This is a genomic window from Pirellulimonas nuda (genome assembly GCF_007750855.1).
Taxonomy (GTDB): domain Bacteria; phylum Planctomycetota; class Planctomycetia; order Pirellulales; family Lacipirellulaceae; genus Pirellulimonas; species Pirellulimonas nuda.
Genome location: NZ_CP036291.1, coordinates 6303592 through 6325022 on the forward strand (window position 1 = coordinate 6303592; position 21431 = coordinate 6325022).

A 21431-nucleotide genomic window follows, 5' to 3' on the forward strand; every position below is an offset into this window, starting at 1 on the left:
TCGGTCTCCGCCCTTTCAAAAATCGGCCGCCTTGCTGATCCGTCGGCCGGCCGGCTTGTCCGGCGTTTCCCACATGGCGTACAGCCCCGGCTTGAAGGGGCGTTCGATCCGCGTGAGCGCCTGCTGCAGGAATTCGTACTGCGTTTGGGTGAAGCTGGCCAGCAGGCGCTGCAGCGCCTGGGGGTCGCCGGTGGCGTACTCCGCGGGGTAGGGGTAGAAGTCGCTCCAGTGCCCGGCGTGCTTGTTGGGGGGCATGGCGTACGTGGCGACGGTGGCGACACGCGTGCCGAGTTGCAGCGGCTGGCCGCCGGACGCCTTGAGCTTGATCGGGACGATCTTTACCACGGGGTACGAGCCTCCCCCCTGCGTCAGGTCGGTTGGTACGGCGAGCAGCGCCGGGCTGAGCGACACCACGACGCCGGGGTTGGCGTCGCCCGAGTTGAACTTGCGCGCGGCAAGCCATGCGTAGAAGGCCATGGTGGCCAGGCTTGCCGGGGCAAACAGCCAGATGGGCGTTTCTCCCCCGTCCTTGGTGGGGATCGACGCCTTCATCCCCGCCAGGCTCAGCCCGAGCCAGAGCGCCAGCGCCAGCGCCGCCACGCCCCCCCCGACGATCAGCCCCAGCGGCTGATGCCTGTACCACCGCAGCGGGTTGAAGGGGACCTTGCCGGGATTGCTGGCGAGGGAATCGGGAACCCCGGGCCAGCCGACCGACGCGGGGCCGGGCGGCGCGCTTGGTGGAGCGGCCGGCGGCGCGGGCTCTTCGGCCGGCGCCACGGGCGCTAGCTCAAACGACTGTCGGCACGCCGCGGCGCCGCACTTCACGCGTCGGCCGACATACTCCGCCGGCGCCGAGGCCGCTGCGCCGCAGTGGGGGCACTTCACCCGGACCCGTGGCTTGGCGTTTTCGTCGGGCATCGGCTTGGACTGGTTTACGGAAGGACAGGGCGATCGTGCTGCGCCGCGCCGCGCGCCCCGAGTTTATGCGGGGTGGCTCTCGATCACCTCTGCCCGGTAGCCGCCGCGGCTCTGGAAGTACAGGCCCAGCAGCACGTAGGCGACCAGCATCGTGGCGGGGAAGACGCACATGTCGGCCAGGGCGCCCTGCTTCTTCGAGTCGCCGATCTCCGTGATCTGCGCTCGGATGGCTTCTTGCTCGCTCTCGCTCTGCCCGGCCAGCGCCTTGGCGACCTTCACTTCGTCGACCACCGGGTAGTTGATGAACTTGTACTTCACCTCCTCGCTCTGCACCGCCAGACGCCCGTCGGCGTCGAACAGCTCCGGCGCTTCCTCGGCCAGCTCCTTGCTTTCGGCCACCCCCTGCGTCATGCGGGTGTCTTGCAGGGCGCCGATGTACACGCCCCCCAGCGTGCCGACCGCCAGCATGCCGATGCCCCCCAACGCGTTGAGCGTCAGCGCGCCCCCCTTGGGGGTTTGCTCCGCGGCGAGCCCCAGCATGGTGGGCCAGAAGAACGACTTGCCGATGCCGTACAGCGTGGCCGCGGCGAAGATCATCATCCCCTGCGTGAACGACAGCGTGTACAGGCCCGCGATGGCCAGCGCGCAGGAGACGATCAGCAGGCCGATGGGGCTGATCTTATGGATGATCGGCCCCGCAAAGAACCGCAGCACCACCATGATGGCCGACGTGTAAACCAGCACGAGCCCCGGGTGGAACCCTTCGGTTTTGGCCACGTTTTCCATGATGCCGGCGATCCAGCCGTCGGTGCCGATCTCGGTGGTGGCCAGCGGCATCATGATCAGCGCCAGCACGAACAGCAGCGGGTTGCCCAGCGAGCCGGTGTACAGGCCCATCGCCACGACCGCCGCTACGCCCAGCGCCGGGAAGACCCACGGGTTGACGCCGGGGAACGACTGGTTGAGCTGCAGCACGATCAGCAGGCTGGCGATGGCCGTGCCCAGCACGCCGAACTCGGCCAGCATCTCGCGGTACGACACGCCGGACGCGACGCGTTCTTGCTGCGGGAACTTCTCGCCGATCAGCATCAAGAAGAAGACGAGCGCCGGGGGAACGATGATGGCGATCTTGATCCACCACGGCAGCGTGTAGTCGGCCGTGTTCAGCGAGTTGAGCCCGATCGAGAGCAGCCCCGCGATCACCAGCCCGCCCGGCCAGCCGGCGTGCAGGATGTTCAGCCACTTGGTCTTGTCGCGGCTGAACATGGTGGCGACCACCGGGTTGATGTACGCCTCGACCGCGCCGTTGGAGAGCCCCAGCACCAGGCTCCCCCAGTACAGCAGGTTGTAGCCCAGGGCGGGGTCCCCGTTGCCGCCGTCGGAAACAAAGTACGCGGCGACCGCCACGGCGGACCACACCAGGTAGCCCAAGAACGAGATGACCATCGCGGTCTTGTAGCCGATGCGGTCGATAAACAGGCTGAAGCCGATGATGCTGATCGCGAACGGCCAGATGCCCATGCCGAACAGCTCGCCGCTGGTGGCCTTGTTCAGCCCGAACTCGGCCTCCCACTCGCTGAGCAAGAAGATGCGGGTGATAAACCCAAAGGCCGTGGTGATGAGCGCCAGGAAGCAGCCCCAGAACAGCTTCATGCTGGGGGCGCCGTTGTTGCGCGAGTTGTCCGCCATTGCCAAGCCTTGGTTGCGAAGAGAAGTGGAGAAGATTGGCCGGCATTATAAGCAGACCGGGCGGCCCATGGGGACGGTCAAAAGGATAGGACGGGATGCTTGAGGGTGGCGGGGGGGCATCCCGACAGGGAAGCCCCCGCGGCGGTGGAGTTGTCGCCGCTCCAGCGGGGGCATCCCCTCCAGGGTGCTCCCCCGCCACCCCGACCAAGTGACCTTGTAACTCTGCCGATTGCGGCGCCTCCTTGGCACGCCTGCTCAGAAGCGGCTAAAAAAACCTCGCCAAACCGATCCCCACCAGCCCCTACCCGACGAGTCCCAGCGTGACCAGCAGCGCAGAAACCCCCTCCGTGGGGCGCCGACGGGTGTCGGTGGTCCACCTGCTCGCAGCGCTCGCGGCGATGTTCGTCGTGCTGCCGTTCATCGATACGCTCCGCTACGGCGAGCTGATCGAATCGGTCGCGTTCACCGTCGTGCTGCTCGCGGCGGTCGGCGCCGTTGGCGGGCGGCGGCGGACGCTGATCGCCGCGGTCGTGCTCGCGGCGCCGACGGTGATCGCGCGTTGGTGCACGCACACGACCGACGCCCAGCTTCCCAACGACCTAAGCCTGATCGCCGGGATGGTTTTCGTGACCTTCGTGGCCGTGCACCTGTTCCGCTACGTGCTGCGGGCGCCAGAGGTGGACGCAGAAGTGCTGTGCGCCGCGATCGCCATCTACCTGCTGTTCGCGGTCGACTTCTCGTTCTTCTACACGCTGCTGGCGAGGTGGGAACCCGGTTCGTTCGAGTTCACCTACCCGCGCGACGCGGGGGCCAAGCTGGCGGGCTTCATGGCGCTGTACTACAGCATCCAGGTGCTCACCACGATCACGTTCGGCGACATCCTGCCGGTGACCAACGTCGCCCGCATGCTGTCGCTGGTCGAGGGCGCCGTCGGGCTGTTTTATTTGGCGATCTTGATCTCTCGGCTGGTGGGGATTTATTCGGCGGGGAACGCGGAGGAGCGGGGCGGGGGGGCCTCGCAGGTCAGCGGTGACGTATGAACCACGGATGAAGGGGGATGGCCACGAAGAGGCACGAAGAAGCACAAGGAACGAAAAGGGGTGGCGGGGGCGCACCCGTCAGGGAAGCCCCCGCGGGAGCGAAGTCTACTCCACCGGGCGCCGGCACTCGCCTATCCACATTGCACGATTGTTTCCACCTCCATGCAGTTGTCACAAAAGAAGATGTAGATCATGCCCACATCTCCGAACATGTAGTCTTAGTCGCCAGATAGTGCCGGACGGCTGTGCGGATTTGTATTTGATTCGTGTTCGATGGAATCGAGCTGACCCACGAACGACATCGCTTCGTCACAGTGTGGACATTCGGGCCAATCATCGTCTTGGATCCAATCCGGCATCCCACCAATCTTGCTCCGCTCGCCGAGTTCATCGGAAGTCGGCTTGCCAGGGCTAAACAACATCTGGTATTCGCGAGACAAGCGTGCCATTTCTCGGGCTCCCATCGTTCTGGCTCAAGCGTCGCCATCGTCGCGGCGACTCTGCACGAAATTTATCGCCGCCAGGTGTGAAGAACAAAGGGCTTTGGAACCGCTGAGTCACTAGCCGTGACTCGACCTGGCAACGCATCGGCCATTCGATGGGCATAAGTCTTCCAAAACAATCGCCTCAGAAAAGCATTCCCCTCCAGCCCACCCCGCCGTATAGTACCCCCACCTGCAAGCGGACGCACCCAGCGCCGCGACTACTTCCTAGACGCCCACGCGCCGACTCAATGGGCTTACGGCGCCCCTGACGTGGAGACTTCCAAGCTGCGGCGGCAGATCGCCTACGAGGCGGCCCGCTTGATGTACGAGCGCCAAGAATCGGAGTACTACCGCGCCAAGCTCAAGGCGGCGCGACGCTTCGGCCGCGGCTGGGTCAAACCGGCCGACCTGCCGAGCAACGCAGAGGTCCGCGACCAGGTGCAGCTGCTCGCTCGCCTGCACGAAGGGGACCAGCGGACCGCGGACCTACAGCAGATGCGCCTCGCCGCGCTGCGGATGATGCGGCTGCTGGCGCGGTTCCGCCCCAGGCTGATCGGCAGCGTGCTGACCGGTCATACCCGTCGCGGGTCGGACATCGACCTGCACCTGTTCTCCGACAGCTTGCACGCCGTGACCGGCGTGCTGGAACAAGAAGGGATGACCTACGACGTCGAGCGCAAGCAGGTCCGCAAGGAAGGCGAACAACGCGTCTATCGCCACATCCACGTGCCCCAGGAGCACCTGTTCGAGCTGACCGTCTACGCGGCGGACATGGCGCATCATGTCTTCAAGAGTTCGATCACCGGCAAGGCGATCGAGCGGGTCAGCATTGCGGAGCTGGAGCAGTTCTTAGAGCGGGAGTACCCGGGCGTCGACATTGAGCAGACCCTCCGTGACGCCAGCGAGGGGATTGATCGCTACCAACTGTATGAGGTGTTGTTGCTGCCCCTCGAGAACGTCCGGCAGCACCCCGTGCACCACCCCGAGGGGGACGCGCTGTACCACAGCCTGCAGGTGTTCGACTTGGCTTGCAACGCGCTGCCGTACGACGAGGAGTTCCTGACCGCGGCCCTGCTGCACGACATCGGCAAGGGGATCGACCCGGCCGATCACGTTGCTGCCGGGCTGGAGGCGGTCGCGGGGATCGTCACCGAACGGCCCGCGTGGCTCATCGAGAACCACATGCAGGCGCACGCGATCGCGGACGGCACCATCGGCTGGCGGCGGCTCCGCCGGCTGAAAGAATCGGAGAGCTTCCAAGAGCTGGTGCTGCTGGGCCAGTGCGACCGCGGGGGCCGGCGCCGCGGCGTCGAGGCGTCCGACCTTTATGAAGCCATCGCCTACCTACGCGAGCTGCGCGCGATGTGTGGCTGACGTGCGAACGCGCCAAGCAGCCCGCCTCAGGTCTAGAAGGATGGCCACGAAAAGGCACAAAAAGCACAAGGAAGAACGTGTGCCCACGAATTGAACGAATCCCGCGAATGCACTTTGGGAACGTGGAGTAGTTCGCCGTCCCGACCCACTATCTGCATCGCAATTCGCGTCGATTCGATCGATTCGTGGGCAACCTTTCGTCCGTCCGTTTTTGTGCTTCTTTGTGCCTTTTCGTGGCAATCGTATCTGCCACTTCCGCGTTCCGCCGGGCCAATTTTCGACGCAAGTCACCCGTCGCCCGGGCTGTTTGCGGCCTCGTGAAACTCTTCACGAGTGTTCGGTTTTCTGCACCGCGGGGCCCAGATTTCTCTTGGGTCTGCCCGAGAGGCGGGTATACTCTCACTGGCCGGGGTGGTTTCACTCATCTCATCAAATCCTCGCCTCCCGGCCGTCGTTGAGAGCGTCTAACGGTGTTGGCCGTGGTCGGCGGGCCCGGCTGTTTGGCCCATTTCGCCCGTCCGATTTTTTGACCTCAACAGTCGCCATTTCCCGACACGTAGCGGCCAGCGCTGCTGCGCGTCGCCCCGTTTCCCGACTCTTGCTCGAGAGGAAATCCGCCATGTACGCCGTATCCGCCAGCGACTTCATGACCAAGAGGCTGATCACCCTCCGCACCGATGTCGACGTGCTCGACGCGGTGCGGACGCTGCTCAAGCACAACATCTCGGGCGCCCCGGTGGTAGACCGCTGCGGCAAGTACCTGGGGGTGTTCAGCGAGAAGTGCAGCATGCAGGTGCTGCTGGACGCCGCCTACGAGCAGATGCCGACCACCGACGTCGGCTCGTTCATGGACACCGAGGCGCAGACTATTGCGCCGGAAACGCAGTTGTTGTCGATCGCCCAGGTGTTCCTGCTCACCGGCTACCGCCGGCTGCCGGTGGTGGACGACGAGGGCTACCTGCTGGGCCAGGTGAGCCGGCGCGACGTGATCCGCGCCGCCATGAAGACCATGGACACGGCGCCGCTGAAAGAGCGGAACCTGTTGTACCTGAGCGCCATCGTATCTCGCGAAGATGCACCCATGGTTTGACGAAGCCTTCGGCTTTTGGCTGTCAGCGGTCAGCGGTCAGCTCTTTCCTACTCGCCCTGGTCCCAGGCTGCGGCCAGTTTACTCGCAACCGCCTGGTCCACGACTGCATCGCAAAAAGCTGAATGCTGACCGCTGAAAGCTGACAGCTAAACGCTAAACTCCCACCTGCTCGTCCAGCCCCAGCCGCTTCATCTTCTTATAAAGCGTGGTGCGGTTGATGCCGAGTTGGTCGGCGGTGGCGTTGCGGTTCCAGCCGTTGCCTTCGAGCACGTCGCGGATGATCTGCCGCTCCGGACCCTCCAGGGCTTCCTTGAGCGTGCGTCCCAGGCCGCTCCCCGCGGCCGGGTAGGCGCCCCCGGCGCGGAGCTCGGTCGGCAGGTCGGCGGGGGTGATCTCGGGGCCCTTGCCCAGCAGCACGGCCCGCTCAACCACGTTCTGCAGCTCGCGGACGTTGCCGGGCCAGTGGTAGTGCTGCATCGCCGCGATGGCCTCGTCGGAGAAGCCGGTGGTCTTGCGCCCCGACTCCTCCACCGCTTCGTGCAGGAACCGCAGGGCGAGCAGCGGGATGTCGCTCGGGCGGCCGCGCAGCGGGGGCATCTCGATGTTGATCACGTTGACGCGGTAGTACAGGTCTTGGCGGAAATCGCCCGCGGCGACGCGGGCGGCCAGGTCTTCGTTGGTCGCCAGCACCACGCGCACGTCGACGCGGTGGGTCTGCGTGCCGCCGACCGGCTCGAAGGCCAGCTCTTGCAGCACCCGCAGCAGCTTCACCTGCAGGGCGGGGGTGGCGGTGCCGATCTCGTCCAAGAAGATCGTGCCGCCGTCGGCCTGCAGGAACTTGCCCATCTTGTTCCCGGTGGCGCCGGTGAACGCGCCGGCGACGTGGCCGAACAGCTCGCTCTCGAGCAGCGTCTCGGGGAGGGCGCCGCAGGCGACCTCCACAAACGGCCCCTTCGCGCGGTCGCTGCGGCTGTGGACGGCGCGGGCGATCAGGCTCTTGCCGGTGCCGCTCTCGCCGGTCACCAGCACGGTGGCGCGGGTGTCTGCGATGCTCTCGACCAGGTCGAACACGCGGAGCATCCGCGGGTCCTGGCCGATGATGTGCCCCATGCCGTGCTTGCGGTCCAGCTCTGCCTTGAGCTTGGAGTTCTCGTCGATCACGCCGCGTTGGGTGAGGGCCCGCTCGATGGCCATCAGCAGTTCGTCGTCGATCAGCGGCTTGGTGAGGTAGTCGAACGCCCCCGCGCGGATCGCCTCAACCGCCTCGTCGGGCGAGCCGTAGCCGGTCATCAGCAGCGCCTGCATGGCGGGCCAGCTACGCTGGGCGTGCTCCAGCAGGTCGAAGCCGTCGCCGTCCTGCAGGCGGATGTCGCACACCATCAGGTCGAACGGGCGGCGTTGCAGCCGGTCCGTGGCTTCGGCCATGCCGGCGGCTTCCTCGACCTCGAGCCCCTGGTCGCGCAGCCAGTCGGCCATCGACTCGAGGACGTGCGGGTCGTCGTCAACTAGTAGCAGTCGGCCGGCGGGCATAGCAAGCAGTGGGGCGCGTAGGAGCGACGGAACATGTGTCGCCAAATACCTACGTCACCCGGAGCGCCCGGTCAAAAACGCGACACGCCTTAAGCTGCATTGATGGCTAGAACCGTGCTGACCGCTACAGACGGACGGCGAACCACGAAGGGCACGAAGAAGCACGTTGAACGGAAGGACGGATTGCAAATTGCAAATTAGTCATTGCAAATTGCAAATTGGCCTGTCGGATCGCCTGCGCGTCAATTTGCAATTTGCAATTCTTCTTTCCCCTTCCTTCCCGTCGTGCGTCTTCGTGCCCTTCGTGGTTAAGCCTTCCGCCCCGCGAGCGCCTGATCCAGGTCGGCAATTAGGTCGGCGGAGTCTTCGATGCCGCAGGCCAGGCGGATCATGTTGTCGGGGATGCCGAACTTGGCCCGGTCTTCGGGGGTCTGCTTGTAATAGCTCATCACCAGCGGCTGCTCGATGAGCGTCTCGACCCCGCCGAGGCTCGGCGCGATGCGTGCGATCCGCGCGCCGTCGACCACGTCGGCCGTTTCGCGCCAGTCGGCGTCCTTGATGAGGAACGTCACCAGCCCGCCGTAGCCGCGCATCGTGCGGCGGGCCACGTCGTGGTAGGCGTGCGACTCGAGGCCGGGGTAGTAGACCTTCTCGACGCGCGGGTGGGCCTCGAGGAACTGGGCAACGCGTAGGCCGTTCTCGTTGTGCCGCTGCATGCGCAGCTCGAACGTCTTGAGCCCGCGGAGCAGCAGGTAGAGGTTCTGCGGGCCGTTCACGGCGCCCATGATGCCGCGGAGGTTGCGGACCGGCTCGAGCTGGGCGGCGCTGCCGGCCACCACGCCGGCCAGCAGGTCGTTGTGCCCGCCGAGGTACTTGGTGGCCGAATGCAGCACGTAGTCGATGCCCGCGTCGATCGGCCGCAGGTTGTAGGGGGTGGCGAGCGTGGCGTCGATCAACGTCTCAACGCCGTGGTCGCGGCCCAGCTCCGCGAACCGCTCCAGGTCGATGATGCTCTGGTGCGGGTTGGTGGGAGACTCGCTGATGAGCATCCGCGTGGCGGGCGAGATGGCGTCGGCCATCGCCTGGTAGTCGCCCGTCTTCACCTGGCGGGTGGTTACGCCGAACCGCGACAGGTGCTCGCGACAGAACTGCCGGCTGCGGTGGTAACACTCGTCGAAGAACAGCACCTCGTCGCCCTGGCTGAGCTTGGTCATCAGCAGGCCGACAAAGGCGGCCATGCCGCTGGAGAAGACCAGGGCCGCCTCGGCGCCCTCGAGCGCGGCGAGCTTGCGCTCCGCGACGCGTTCGCCGGGGTTTCCGTACCGGCCGTACTCTTCGCGGGGCTGGTCCTGCTCGATGAAGTCGATCACCGACTGCGTGTCGGCGAACGTGTAGGTGCTGGCGCAGAAGATCGGGTCGGTGATGGCGTCGCCGTGCTTCTGGCGGGCCTCGCCGGCGTGCACGGCCAGGGTCGAGACGCCGATCTCTCCCCCCAGGGGCCCCGGCTCCCCACCCAAGGCGCTCGCGCCCCGTGGGTTGGGCGTGGCGCGCGGCGTGGCATCATGAGCGGGGAGCGAATCGACGCTGGCCATGGAGGCCTCCCGGGTGGGGTGACGGCTCGGGCGGGCACGCGGCGCATAAAAAAACCGCGGGCGCTGTCCAGGTTCTGGCCCCAGCTTCTGGGTCCAGGTTCTCGGACTAGGCCGCGGCAATCGACACTCCCAAGCGGATGCGGCTCGCCACGCGGGGCCGCATGACGCGACGCCCGTCGGCTCGACGCAGGCTCTTTAGCAGTTGTCGGCTGCAAGCGGCCACAAATCCCGAGACTTGCTGAAGTGTAACGCACCGCACGGCCGGGATCAACTCGCCGCGGCCGCCGTCGGGGGTCTACCCGGTAACGGGCCCGCCCCGGCGCCGTACTTGCGTAGGGGTCGCCCCACAGCAAGCGGGTGGTTCCGCGGGGGGTCAGCGCCTAGATTTACTGATCCGCTTTGGTTGGCGATCGCCCGAACAAGTCTCGAACCGCTACCCCTTCCGACGACAAACGGAGTCCCGTCGTGCTTCCTTTGGCGACCCCCCTTGCTGCTAGCCCCGAACGCCCGCTGCTGGCGCCCGCGACCGACTGGTCGCACCGCAGTGCGCGCCGTCTGAGTGACGTGCTGCGGATGCGCGCTCGGTCCCAAGCCGCGGCGCCGGCGTTCACGTTCCTAGAGAACGGCGAACCGATCGGCGTGATGAGCTTTGCCGACCTCGACCTGCGGGCCCGCGCCATCGCCGCGCGGCTGCAGGCCCGCGACGCCACTGGCCAGCCGGTGATGCTGGTGCTGGACCCGGGGCTCAACTACCTGGCGGCGCTGTTCGGCTGCTTCTACGCCGGCGCCATCGCCGTGCCGGTCTACCCCCCCGACCCGTTCCGCGTGGCGCGGCTGATGCCGCGTCTGCGCGCGGTGTTCGACAACGCCGGCTGCGAGCTGCTGGTGGGCGAGTCGAAAGAACTCGGCCGGGCCGACAGCCCCGTGCTGAAGATGAGCCCCCGCGCGCCGCTGCTGGTCGATCGCGTCACGCCGCAGGCGGCCGACCAGTGGGAGCCCGCCGCGGCGCCCCCCGACTCCCCCGCGATCCTGCAGTACACCTCCGGCACCACCGGCGTGGCCAAGGGGGTGGCGATCACGCACGACAACCTGATGCACAACATGCGGGCCCTGGAGCAGGCGCTGGACATCGACCACGCGGTCGCCCTGCACTGGCTCCCGCCGTACCACGACCTGGGCCTGATCGGCGGCGTGCTGGCGCCGGTGTTCGCCGGCCGCCACACCGTGCTGATGAGCCCGCTGGACTTCATGCGTAACCCCGCCGGTTGGCTGCGGGCGATCGACCGCTTCGGCGCCACCACCAGCGCGTCGCCCAACTTCGGCTACGAGCTCTGCCTGCGGAAGGTGCGCGAGGCCGACTGCGAGGGGCTCGACCTGAGCCGCTGGCAGATCGCCGCCAGCGGCGCCGAGCCGGTCCGCAGCGACACGCTCGATCGGTTCTGCGAGCGGTTCGGCCCCTACGGCTTCCGCCGCGAGGCGTTCACCCCCGCGTACGGGCTGGCCGAGGCGACGCTGTTTGTGAGCCTCAAGTCGCTGGGCGAGACGCCGCGTGCGATGGCCATCGACGGACCCGCGCTGGCCGAGCACCGCGTCGAGCCCTGCCCCCAGCAGCGGCCCGGCGCCCGCACGATCGTTAGCTGCGGCCCGCCGGGGCCCGAGATCGAGGTTCGCATCATCGACCCGCAGACGCGCGCCGCTACCGACCAGGTGGGCGAGGTGTGGGTCCGCTCGCCCGGCGTGGCCAGCGGCTACTGGCGACGCGCCGACGCCACGGCCGAGACCTTCGACGCCTCGACCGCCGATGGGGCGCCCGGCTTCCTCCGCACCGGCGACTACGGCTTCATGCGCGAGGGCGAGCTGTACGTCACCGGCCGCAAGAAGGAGGTGCTGATCCTCGCCGGCCGCAACTACTACCCGCAAGACATCGAGGCCGCCATCCAGGCGCGGCACGAGGGGCTCAAGGGGGACGGGGGCGCCGTGGTCTCGGTAGAGATCGACAACGAAGAACGCCTGGTCGTGTTCCAAGAAGTGCACCGGCCACGCAAGCAAGACCTGGCCGCGCTGCTGGAGCTGGTGCGGGTGACGGTTGCCGAGGAAGTGGGGCAGGAGCCGCACGCGGTGGTGCTGATCGCCGCGGGCGAGGTCCCCAAGACCTCCAGCGGCAAGCTGCAACGCGCCGCCTGCTGGGCCGCCTACCAGCAAGGCCTGCTGATGAAGCTGGCCGAGTGGACCGCCGCCGGCGAGCAGCGCCCGGAGCAACCCGAATCAGCCGGGCCCCAGTACGCCGCGCCGCAGACCGAGACCGAGACCTGGCTGGCGGACGCCTGGGCGGACGTGCTTGGCGCCGAACGCATCGGGCGCCACGACCACTTCCTGCGGCTCGGCGGGAGGTCGCTGCAGGTGATCGATATGCTGCAACGCGTGGCGCAGCGGACCGGAGTCGAGCTGCCGCTGGCGGTCGTGTTCGAGCAGCCCACGCTCGCCGGGCTGGCGTCGCGGATCGACGGGGCCGTTCAGAGCGGCGCGTGGCGGGTCGGCAATCCCCGCGCGGCAGAGGCCGCCCCCGCCCCCGACGGCGCCGCGGGCCAGAGCCTGCCGACCACCCCCGCCCAGCACCGCTTCTGGCTGCTCGACCAGTTGGGCCTGGGGCCCGGCGGCGCCAACGTGCCGGTGGCGGTAGGGATCGACGGGCCCATCGACACGCCGCGGCTGCAGCAGGCCCTCGACTGCTTGGTCGCCCGGCACGACGCGCTGCGCGCGCGGTTCGTGATGGAGGGCGCCCAGCTCCGCCAGCAGCTCGACCCGACCGCGCGGATCGTGCTCGAACCCATCAAGGCCGGCGGCCAAACCCCGGCGCAGGCCGCCCACAGCGAGCTGGCGTGGCGCCCGTTTGACGTCACCCGCGCGCCGCTGGCGCGGGCCGCCCTCACCGCCGGCGATCGGCCGGTGCTGCTGCTGGTGCTGCACCACATGGTGTGCGACCGTGCGTCCGCGACGCTGCTGCTGCAGGAGCTGGCGGCGTTGTACAACGGCGACCCCCTGCCGGAGAACGAGTGGTCGTACGCCCAGTCGCTCGCCCTGGCAACGGCCACCCCCTGCGACGATCCTCGCAGCCAGCAGAGCAGCCAGTACTGGAAGACGCGGCTGGCCGACGCGCCCGCGGCGATCGACCTGCCGCTGGCCCGGCCCCCGCAGTCCGATCGGCTGGATCAGGCCGCCTCCGCGGTCCGCCCGCTCGACGCCGCGCTGCTGCGGCGGGTCTCCGAGCTGGCGATGCAGGAATCGGCCACGCCGTTCTTGGTGTACCTCTCCGCGATGCACCTGATGCTGTCGCGCTACGCGCCCGACCGCCAGATCGGCGTCGGCGTGGCGCTCTCCAGCCGCTTGCCGCAGGAGCGCAGCACGGCGGGCTGCTTCATCAACGCGGCGCCGGTCTTTGCCGACGTGCAAGCGGGGGGAGACTACCGCACCTGGCTGCGGCGGCTGCGCGACGACGCGCTAAACGACCTCCACCACGCCCGGCTGCCGTGGGAGCAGATCGTCGCCGCGGCCGACAAGCCGCGCGTCGCCGGGCGGATGCCGGTGGTGCAGACGTTCTTCTTGTTCGACGACTCCGAGGTCGAGCCGCTGCGGCTGGGCCCGCAACGCTCAACGGCGTTCGCCAGCGATTACCGCGGCATGGCGGCCTACGACGTGACGCTGGTCGTTGAGTCGGGCGCCCACGCCCCCACGGTGCGGCTGGTGTACGAGCCCGAGCGGATGCCGGCCGAAGCGGCCGAGGCGATGCTAGACGCCTACCTAACGATCCTGCAAACCGCCGCCGGGGCGCCCGAGACGCCGGTGGCTGCGCTGCAAGCGCCGACCGGCGCCCAGCGCGACAGGCTGCTGGCGCTGGCTCAGGGCCCGACGCTGGGTGGCCCGGCGCTGGGGGGCCCGACGCTGGGGGGCCCGACGCTGGGGGGCCCGGCGCTCGAAGACGCCGCCGACCCCTTGAGCCGCTTCCTCACGCACGCCGACGCGGCGCCCGGGGCGACCGCGGTTTCCTTCCGGGGCGCCGACGTCACATACGGCGCCCTGGCGGACCAAGCCGCTGCGCTGGCGCACCGCTTCGAGCGCCTCGGCGTGCGCCCCGGCGACCGGGTGGGGTTGTTTGCGGAGCGGTCGCCCGAGGCCATCGCCGCGATGCTCGGCCTGTGGATGACCGGCGCCGCGTACGTGCCGCTCGACCCCGCCTACCCCGACGCGCGGCTCCGCGACACCGCGGCCGACGCCGACCTGCGGCTGCTGGTGACCGACGCCGACAACGCGCCCCGCGCCCACACCTTCGGCGCCCCGGCCCACACGCTCCAGGGGCTGCTTGGGGGCGCCGACCCGCGCCCCTTCGCGCCCCGCAGTCTCGACCCGCGGCGGCCCGCCTACGTGATCTACACGTCGGGCTCCACCGGCAGGCCCAAAGGGGTGGTCGTGCCGCTCGACGCGGTCGGCGCGATGCTGGGGGCCTTCGGCGCGGAGCTGGGGGTCGGGCCGGGCGACCGCGTGCTGGCCGCCACGACGTTTGGTTTCGACATCAGCGTGCTGGAGCTGTTCTTGCCGCTGGCCGCCGGCGCGGCGGTGCTGCTGGCGCCCGCCACGCTGGGGGTCGACCCCGAAGGGGTCGTCGAGCTGGCCCGCGGCGCGTCGCTGGTGCAGGCCACCCCGTCGGCGTTGCAAACGATGCTCACGCTCGGCTGGCGGCCACGCCCGGGGCAACGCGTGCTGTGCGGCGGCGAGGCGCTGCCGCCCGAGCTGGCCCGCGTGCTGCGGCTAGCGACCGATCGGCTGTGGAACGTGTACGGCCCGACCGAGACGACCGTCTGGAGCACCTGCCAGCAGATCGGCTCGGTAGGCGACTCGATGCCCATCGGCCGGCCGATCGCCGGCACGTCGTGCTACGTGGTCGACCAGCGCGGCGCGCTGGCGCCCGTCGGCGTGTGGGGCGAGTTGTGGATCGGCGGCGCCGGCGTGGCAGCGGGCTACTGGCAGCGGCCCGAGCTTACCGCCGAGCGGTTCCTCGCCGACCCGTTCGCGCCCGCCTCTGGAGGGCGCGTCTACCGCACCGGCGACGTCGCCCGCTGGAACCACCAGAGGGTCCTCGAGTTCGCCGGCCGACGCGACCAGCAGGTCAAGCTGCGCGGCCACCGCATCGAGCTGGGTGAGGTCGAGGCCGCGCTGGTGGGATGCCCGGAGGTCGCCGAGGCGGCCGTGGTCGTCCAGCAGCAGAGCCTGGTGGCGTTTGTCACGCTGGCGCCCGACGCGGCGGCCACGCCGGGCGACCTCCGCGCCCGGCTCGCCGAGACGCTCCCCGAGCCGATGATCCCCGCGGCGATCGTGCCGCTGGACGCGCTCCCCCGCAACGCGGCCGGCAAGATCGACCGCGCCGGGCTCGCCGCGCGGCGCGTCACGGGCGCCGACCGCACGCGTCAGATCGTCGCCCCGCGCGACCCCGAGGAACAGCTCGTCGCCGAGGTGTGGGCCGAACGCCTGCAGATGGACCAGCTAAGCGTGCACGACCACTTCTTCGAGCTGGGGGGCCACTCGCAGTTGGCCGTTGAGGTGATGGTCGCCCTGGAGCAGCGCTCGGGCGTCCGGCTGCCGCTGGCGGCGCTGTTCGGCACGCCGACCATCGCGCACGCGGCGGAGCTGCTCCGCAACCCGCCGGCGGCGGACGCTTCGAGCTCGCTGATGGTGCTCAGCGCCACCGGCGACGCGCCGCCGCTGTTCTGTGTCCACCCGGCCGGGGGCACCGTGTTCTGCTACGGCGACCTCGCCCAGCAGCTGGAGGGCCAGCGGCCCGTGATCGGCCTGCAGGCGCTGGGGGTCGACGGCATGCACGCGCCGCACGAGTCGATGGACGAGATGGTGGCCCACTACCGCGCAGCGATCGAGGGCTTCTGCCCCACCGGCCCCTTCCACCTGTGCGGCTGGTCGCTGGGGGGCAACGTCGCCTTCGAGCTGGCCCGGCAGATGCGCGCCGCCGGCGCCGAGGTGGGCGTGGTCGCGCTGTTCGACTCCGGCGCGGTGCCGGCCACGGACGACGTGGCCGAGACCGACCTGATGCCGCTCATCGGCGCGTTGTTCCCAGACATGCAGCACGTGCCGCTGGAAGAGCTCAAGCAGATGCCCCCCGAGGCGCTGGTGCAGTTCTTCGCCGAACGCGCGTCGCGGGCCCGGCTGATCGACAACCGCCAGCTCGCCGCGGGGGGGTTCATCCTCGACGTGTTCACCAAGAACATGCAGGTCTTCGTCCACCACCGCCCGGGCCGGTACGACGGCCCCGTCACGCTGCTACGCGCCGGCCTGCAGGCCACGATGCACGCCGCCCTGGGAGACGGCGCCCTGGGCTGGGACCGCGTGGCCGCCGACCTGACGGTGATCGACGTCCCCAGCGACCACACCCAGATGATGAGCCGGCCGCACGTCGACCGCGTGGTCGAGGGCCTGCGTGCGTCGCTCGCCAAGTGGGAAGCCGCTCATTTAGAAGCAGACGGGTAGGCCGGTCCTACTTCTCGCCCAACCCGTGGCTAGAATAGAGGGGTCCAGTCCATCGCCGTCTGACAGAGACCGCTATGCCGCTACCAGATCGTATCGTCCTCGACCCCTCCGTGCTGGTTGGCAAGCCCGCGGTCAAAGGGACGCGAATCGCCGTGGAGTTTGTCTTGGAGTTGCTCGCCAATGAATGGAGCGAACAACAGATTCTAGAGAACTACCCGGGGCTCGAGCACGACGACATCACCGCGTGCCTAAACCATGCGTCGTAAGCGCTAGCTGGGACATCCCGAGCGGGGGACGATAGCCCGCCGCGCGGTCGCAACGGACCTCACGCCCGTACCAGTTGTTCGACCTGTAGCAGCGCCCCGGCGCCCGGAAACGGTCGGCCGGCGCGTATTGGCCCGCCGCCCCCAGGAAAAAAAGCCATGCTTCCCATTGGGCCCACATCACTTGGGAAGACACTACGATGGCGCAAGAACGGGCCGAGCCGGCCAATCCAAGGCTAAACGCGATCCTATCGGTCGCGACCATCCCGGCGATGCCCGACTGCGCGATGCGGGTGCTGGCCCTGAGCAACGACCCCAACAAGGACGCCATCGATCTGGCCAAGCCGATCGAAGCCGACGCCGGCATGGCGGCCCAGTTGCTGCGGTTCGTCAACTCGTCGTACTTCGGCTTCCAGCAGAAGATCGGCAGCGTGCCGCAAGCGGTCTCGCTGCTGGGCATCTCGCGGATCACCAACTTCGTGATGTGGAACGCCGTGTTCGCGGTGATCCCCGACCCCAACAGCCGCGCGTTCTCGATGACCGTCTTCCGCTGCGACGCGCTGCGTCGCGGGCTGCTGGCCCGGGCCATTGCGCGGCGTTTGGAGCCCGCGGCCGCCGAGGCGGCGTTCACCGCGGGGCTGCTGCAAGACATCGCCGTCCCGGTGCTGGTCAGGCACTTCGGCGACGCGTACCTGGCGCTCATCCAGCGCTCCGAAGCAGAAGGGGTCGCCCTCTCGCAGTTAGAGTCGGACACCTACGGCTGGACCCACGCCGAGGCGGCCGGCCAGTTGCTGGTGCGGTGGGGCCTGCCGGAGCCCATCGCCGCACAGGTGCGTACGCACAGCGATCCCGAAGCGCTGCTCGCTACGCCGGGCGCCTCCTCGGCGGCGCTGGCGGTAGCGGTGGCGTCGCTGCTGCCCAGCTTCCGCCAGAGCGAGTGGCAGGCGTGCGCCCGCTTCCAGGGGTGCTGGGACCGGCTGCCGCTGGCCCAGCCCTCCTCCCCGGCCGCGTGCCTGGTGGAGGTCGACGAGGCCTTCACCGACCTGGCGCGGGCGCTGAGCGTCCGCTCCAACGGCCCGTCGCTGGTGGCGCTGTACACCGAGGCGCTGAGCCCCTGCGCCAGCCGCTAACCTTCTTCCACCGGGCCCATCTCCTCGCCCGCGGCCCACACGCGGTAGCGCACCTCTGCCCCCTCGGGCACGTACACCACCACCGGCAGGCGGCTGTTGTAGCGGATCAGCGTGGGCTCTCCCCCGAGCGTGATGAAGCGCTCCACCTTGGGGGCGTTGGGGTCGACCGCCATCAGCGTACCGGCCATCGGCCCCAGCTCGCTGACGACGTACTTGGGGAAGCCCCACCCCTCGACGTTCTGCTCTTCGATCTCCCCGCCGAAGAAGTAGCGGTTGGCGGCGTCGGTCTCTACCACCTTGCCGACCAGCAGCTCGACCTTGAAGGCCGACTCGTCCTCCTGCTTGGGCAGCTTCAACACGAGCCGAGTCATCCCCTCCTCGGCCGGCGGAAACGCCTTCATGTTGTCGGCGGCGAGCGCGCCAGCCGCGGCGCCAAGCAAGCAGAAGGACGCGGCAACGAACACGGCGGATGGGAGGTTCACGGGGGCGCCTGGGGGTTGAAGGAGAAACGCAAGAACCGCCGGTTTGGCGATTCCATCATGGCGCAGCCCATCGGACGGCTCCAGACCGGGCGCCTTGTTTGCAAATGCTTGTTGAGGGGTTCGGCGGGCGATACGATCTGGACATCACAGGCCCTTGTTATGCCAGCGGAAGACCATGAGCGACATCGACTGGAACCAGCGCTACGCGGACGAAGCATTCATCTACGGCTCGGAGCCGAACGCGTTTCTTGTCGAACATTCCGCCAGGCTCGCCGGACCGGTCCTATCGCTGGCAGAGGGCGAAGGACGCAACGCGGTCTTCCTGGCGACACTGGGCCTACAGGTCCATGGCGTCGACGGCTCTTCGGTAGGGCTCGCCAAGGCGCAGCGGCTGGCCGACGCCAAGGGGGTGGTCATCCAAACCGAGGTCGCCGACCTTGCCGCCTATCAACCGGCGCCCAGCAGCTACCGATCGGTGATCTCTATCTCTGCGCACCTACCCAGCAGCATCAGGCGCCGGCTCTACCCGTTGATTGAACGCTGCCTCATGCCTGGCGGAATCCTCTTGCTGGAGGCCTACTCGGAGCAACAGCTACACAGAAATACCGGGGGGCCCAAGGACGCGGACAAGCTGATGTCCGTGTCCAAGATCCAACGCGAGTTTCAGCACCTTGAGCCGGTTGTTCTGCAGGAGATCGAACGCGAGGTATGCGAGGGCACGCATCACACGGGATTGGCATCGGTGGTACAGTTTATTGGGAGGAAGCCGGGGTAGCCGGGGGCCTATCTCCGCGCTCGCGTGGGCATGGCGCCTCGCCGTGATATCGACAACAGAAGCTCAGACAACGTTGCCCTAGCGTAGAGCCCCAGCCGATCTCCACGATCCTTCCATGATCGATACCTCATTCAATCTCTATGGCGACGCCGACGGCGGAGATCCTGATGCCACAAGTCCCACATTGCGCCGCTACCACAAACTTTTATGGAGCAAGTCATTGCCTAGTGGTGAGCTATTCGGCTTGCGCGATGACAATCCGGGCCTCTACCTTCGCCACAGCTCTGCATTGGGCGACTTCTCACTAGGGAGTGATGCTATCACCCACTCCTACAAGAACCAGCTCAACAAGAAGTGGCTCACGACGCAAATACCGAACGAGGTGCAAGAGCTATTCAATCACGGGTCAACCATCGGTGCATACCTCATCTTTCCCAACAACCAAGTGGATCGAAAGCATACAATAAACCAGGCCAGAGGCATATCGCGTCTTATTGACGACCGATTCGATTTGACCCTGGAGTGCATCAAGCGCTTCTACATCAACGAGCCAAGTCCATTGGAGGATGCCCTCCGAAGGCATGCGTCGTTTTTCCGCCTGTTTGAGACGTTCGAGGGCTACGTTCAGTTCTTCCTTCTGAACGACTTGGTGGATGATCAAGACGACGTGAAGTTCTACCTGCCGTTCGATGACTTTCAGTCCCCGCCGAAGTTTCGGGGCAGGGAGGATTACATCGTCTACAAGAGCGGGGTAGAGTCGTTCATCAAATCTCGTAGTCGACGGATTGAAGAATTCGCTAGGCGGCTAAATACCTAACAATCGCATGACACTCGGCAATTTCATCGAAAAGGGCCTACCTGCGTGTCGAAAATACTTTCCGAGTTTCACTTCTGCCGCTTGCTCATTGACGGGACGTGCTTTCGGTCTACCGCGGCTTTGCATGACGAGTTGTCTTTCAAACTAGGACTCCCATCTTGGTACGGCAGAAACTGGGATGCACTACTGGATTGCTTGTCGTCGATCGGCGACAAACGCAGCAATCTTTGCTCCCATTGGGATTGGATCAACGGAAAGCGACTCGTACTTTCAGTTGCGAATTTTTCGATTGAAAGCATCGACGAAGACACGTTGCTGCCTTTCCTCCAGGTCGTTGCCGACGCAAACGACCGGCTCGCGAAAAGCGAGTCGCTCAACCGGATATGGATAGAATACAACGCGCCTCCGTCCGGAACGGAGTCACAAGCGTGAAAGATAGATCGCGATGAAGAACGCAGTGAACCGGAGTCGGGCGCCAAGCTTGCGGGGATATGCGACACACGGGAGGCAGGCGCCTGACCCACCACACATGCCCACGCGAGCGTGGGCATGGCACCCCCCGAAGCCTAGTCATGCCGAAGCCCATCGGTCGGCTCCAGGCAGGCCGCGCGCCACGCCGGATAGAGGCCCCCCAGCAGGCCGAGGATGACCGCCACCAGGGCTCCCTGCACCAGCACCAGCGGGGAGACCTCGCCGGAGACGACGCGGCCCCCCGATTCGGTGAGGCTCAGCAGCCAGACGACCCCCAGGCCCAACAGATTGCCGAGCACCGCCCCCAGCAGCGTGATGGCCAGCGCCTCCCCAAGCACCAGCGCCACGACCCGCCCGCGGCGCCAGCCCAGGGCCCGCAGCACGGCCAGCTCGCCGGTGCGTTCGAACACGCTCATTAGCATCGTGTTGAGCACCGCCAGCGCGCCCACCACCACCGCGATGCTGCTGGTCATCCACGCCAGCGTGCCGGCGATTTTGAGCTCCGACGCGTTCTCGGCGAAGTCACGCGCAATCGCTGCCTTGATCCGCGGGTCGACCCCCTCGATCTGCCCGGCAAGCTCCGCGAGCGCCGCGCGGTCGTGCGACTGACCGATCACGGCAAACCCGGTCACGTCTCCCTCGCGCAGCATCAGCTCCTGCAGCGCGGCGATGGGCAGCACGATCCAGCCGTTCTCAAACACGTTGGCCGACTCGTAGACGCCGCACACCTCGAAGGGTTCGCCCTCGATCAGCTCTACCGTGTCCCCCGGGCCCTTGCCGATGCCGCGGGCCAGCTCGGCGCCAAGCACGATCTGGCGGGCGCCCGGGCCGCTGGGGAGGCGCCCTGCGGTGAGCTCCAACTGCTGCATAAAAAAACTCTCGGGCCGCCACCCCTGGGCCTGCACGCCGAACAACTGGCTGGCGTCCAGCGCCAGCACGTCGATCAACATCGGCTCGCAGGCGGCCACCCCCGGCAGGGCGGCCACGCGGTCGCGGAGCCCCTCGGGCAGGGCGCTGGAGATGTGCTGAAGCTGCCCCTTCTGGAACAGCAGCAGGTCGATCCCGCGGCTCTCGTAGGCGTCGCGGAGCGACCGCTCGAACCCCCCCGAGACCCCCACCAGGGCCACCACCGCGCACACGGCGATCGCCACCCCCAGCGTGGTGAGGGCCGTCCGCAGCGGGCGGTTGAGCAGGTTGGCGACGATCAGGCGGTGAAAACGCATGCCTGGAGTGTAGTGGATCGA

The 21431-nt window shown here is 67.7% G+C and carries 16 protein-coding genes; 9 read left to right on the forward strand and 7 right to left on the reverse strand.

Going from position 1 to position 21431, the window contains the following annotated elements; translation table 11 throughout:
• Window positions 1–15 precede the first annotated feature (15 nt).
• Together Pla175_RS24435 and Pla175_RS24440 are read right to left on the reverse strand one after the other, a co-directional pair.
• Complete coding sequence (locus Pla175_RS24435) at window positions 16–918, reverse strand: DUF3239 domain-containing protein (RefSeq protein ID WP_145291705.1); 903 nt, start codon at window positions 916–918, stop codon at window positions 16–18.
• Window positions 919–981: 63 nt separating this feature from the next.
• Entirely contained in the window at window positions 982–2607 is a 1626-nt protein-coding gene (locus tag Pla175_RS24440) for an MFS transporter (RefSeq protein WP_145291706.1), read from the reverse strand.
• A 320-nt stretch (window positions 2608–2927) separates the two neighbouring features.
• Between Pla175_RS24440 and Pla175_RS24445 the strand changes: the two genes are divergently transcribed.
• Complete coding sequence (locus Pla175_RS24445) at window positions 2928–3647, forward strand: potassium channel family protein (RefSeq protein WP_145291707.1); 720 nt, start codon at window positions 2928–2930, stop codon at window positions 3645–3647.
• Window positions 3648–3865: 218 nt separating this feature from the next.
• Here the strand turns inward: Pla175_RS24445 and Pla175_RS24450 are convergent, their stop codons facing one another.
• Window positions 3866–4096 (reverse strand): DUF1963 domain-containing protein, encoded by a 231-nt coding sequence (locus Pla175_RS24450; RefSeq protein WP_197527130.1) that lies wholly within the window; start codon window positions 4094–4096, stop codon window positions 3866–3868.
• 306 nt (window positions 4097–4402) lie between these two features.
• On the opposite strand from Pla175_RS24450, the gene Pla175_RS24455 reads away from it, so the two are divergent.
• Window positions 4403–5506: an HD domain-containing protein gene (locus Pla175_RS24455; protein WP_145291709.1), complete on the forward strand. Its 1104-nt coding sequence runs from the start codon at window positions 4403–4405 to the stop codon at window positions 5504–5506.
• A gap of 619 nt (window positions 5507–6125) precedes the next feature.
• Window positions 6126–6596, forward strand: a complete 471-nt coding sequence (locus Pla175_RS24460; protein ID WP_145291710.1) for a CBS domain-containing protein — start codon at window positions 6126–6128, stop codon at window positions 6594–6596.
• A 153-nt stretch (window positions 6597–6749) separates the two neighbouring features.
• Here the strand turns inward: Pla175_RS24460 and Pla175_RS24465 are convergent, their stop codons facing one another.
• Window positions 6750–8126: a sigma-54-dependent transcriptional regulator gene (locus Pla175_RS24465; RefSeq protein ID WP_145291711.1), complete on the reverse strand. Its 1377-nt coding sequence runs from the start codon at window positions 8124–8126 to the stop codon at window positions 6750–6752.
• A gap of 308 nt (window positions 8127–8434) precedes the next feature.
• Entirely contained in the window at window positions 8435–9718 is a 1284-nt protein-coding gene (locus Pla175_RS24470; RefSeq protein WP_145291712.1) for a trans-sulfuration enzyme family protein, read from the reverse strand.
• 465 nt (window positions 9719–10183) lie between these two features.
• Between Pla175_RS24470 and Pla175_RS24475 the strand changes: the two genes are divergently transcribed.
• The 3 genes from Pla175_RS24475 (at window position 10184) to Pla175_RS24485 (ending at window position 17642) form a co-directional block, all read left to right on the forward strand.
• Window positions 10184–16249, forward strand: coding sequence for a non-ribosomal peptide synthetase (locus Pla175_RS24475; RefSeq protein ID WP_145291713.1), 6066 nt, complete (start codon window positions 10184–10186; stop codon window positions 16247–16249).
• A 74-nt stretch (window positions 16250–16323) separates the two neighbouring features.
• On the forward strand, window positions 16324–16515 hold the full coding sequence (locus tag Pla175_RS24480) for a DUF433 domain-containing protein (protein WP_145291714.1): 192 nt from the start codon (window positions 16324–16326) through the stop codon (window positions 16513–16515).
• Window positions 16516–16712: 197 nt separating this feature from the next.
• Window positions 16713–17642, forward strand: a complete 930-nt coding sequence (locus tag Pla175_RS24485; RefSeq protein WP_145291715.1) for an HDOD domain-containing protein — start codon at window positions 16713–16715, stop codon at window positions 17640–17642.
• On the opposite strand, the gene Pla175_RS24490 is transcribed toward Pla175_RS24485, so the two are convergent.
• The gene (locus Pla175_RS24490) at window positions 17639–18124 is read right to left on the reverse strand and encodes an ecotin (RefSeq protein ID WP_197527131.1); all 486 of its coding nucleotides are present in this window, start codon (window positions 18122–18124) and stop codon (window positions 17639–17641) included. The genes Pla175_RS24485 and Pla175_RS24490 overlap by 4 nt on opposite strands.
• A 175-nt stretch (window positions 18125–18299) precedes the next feature.
• Between Pla175_RS24490 and Pla175_RS24495 the strand changes: the two genes are divergently transcribed.
• From Pla175_RS24495 to Pla175_RS27230, 3 genes are all read left to right on the forward strand, one after another.
• Entirely contained in the window at window positions 18300–18899 is a 600-nt protein-coding gene (locus tag Pla175_RS24495) for a class I SAM-dependent methyltransferase (protein WP_145291716.1), read from the forward strand.
• A 115-nt stretch (window positions 18900–19014) separates the two neighbouring features.
• Entirely contained in the window at window positions 19015–19716 is a 702-nt protein-coding gene (locus Pla175_RS24500; protein WP_145291717.1) for a DUF6994 family protein, read from the forward strand.
• Window positions 19717–19761: 45 nt separating this feature from the next.
• Complete coding sequence (locus Pla175_RS27230; protein ID WP_145291718.1) at window positions 19762–20148, forward strand: barstar family protein; 387 nt, start codon at window positions 19762–19764, stop codon at window positions 20146–20148.
• A 134-nt stretch (window positions 20149–20282) separates the two neighbouring features.
• On the opposite strand, the gene Pla175_RS24510 is transcribed toward Pla175_RS27230, so the two are convergent.
• A complete protein-coding gene (locus tag Pla175_RS24510) occupies window positions 20283–21410 on the reverse strand; it encodes an ABC transporter permease (RefSeq protein WP_145291719.1) in 1128 nt (375 codons plus the stop codon).
• Window positions 21411–21431: the final 21 nt, after the last annotated feature.

Coding starts and splice junctions, on each gene's coding strand:
- Pla175_RS24435 (WP_145291705.1), bottom strand. CDS start 918: ATGCCCGACGAAAACGCCAAGCCACGGGTCCGGGTGAAGTGCCCCCAC.
- Pla175_RS24440 (WP_145291706.1), bottom strand. CDS start 2,607: ATGGCGGACAACTCGCGCAACAACGGCGCCCCCAGCATGAAGCTGTTC.
- Pla175_RS24450 (WP_197527130.1), bottom strand. CDS start 4,096: ATGGCACGCTTGTCTCGCGAATACCAGATGTTGTTTAGCCCTGGCAAG.
- Pla175_RS24460 (WP_145291710.1), top strand. CDS start 6,126: ATGTACGCCGTATCCGCCAGCGACTTCATGACCAAGAGGCTGATCACC.
- Pla175_RS24465 (WP_145291711.1), bottom strand. CDS start 8,126: ATGCCCGCCGGCCGACTGCTACTAGTTGACGACGACCCGCACGTCCTC.
- Pla175_RS24470 (WP_145291712.1), bottom strand. CDS start 9,718: ATGGCCAGCGTCGATTCGCTCCCCGCTCATGATGCCACGCCGCGCGCC.
- Pla175_RS24480 (WP_145291714.1), top strand. CDS start 16,324: ATGCCGCTACCAGATCGTATCGTCCTCGACCCCTCCGTGCTGGTTGGC.
- Pla175_RS24485 (WP_145291715.1), top strand. CDS start 16,713: ATGGCGCAAGAACGGGCCGAGCCGGCCAATCCAAGGCTAAACGCGATC.
- Pla175_RS24495 (WP_145291716.1), top strand. CDS start 18,300: ATGAGCGACATCGACTGGAACCAGCGCTACGCGGACGAAGCATTCATC.
- Pla175_RS24500 (WP_145291717.1), top strand. CDS start 19,015: ATGATCGATACCTCATTCAATCTCTATGGCGACGCCGACGGCGGAGAT.
- Pla175_RS24510 (WP_145291719.1), bottom strand. CDS start 21,410: ATGCGTTTTCACCGCCTGATCGTCGCCAACCTGCTCAACCGCCCGCTG.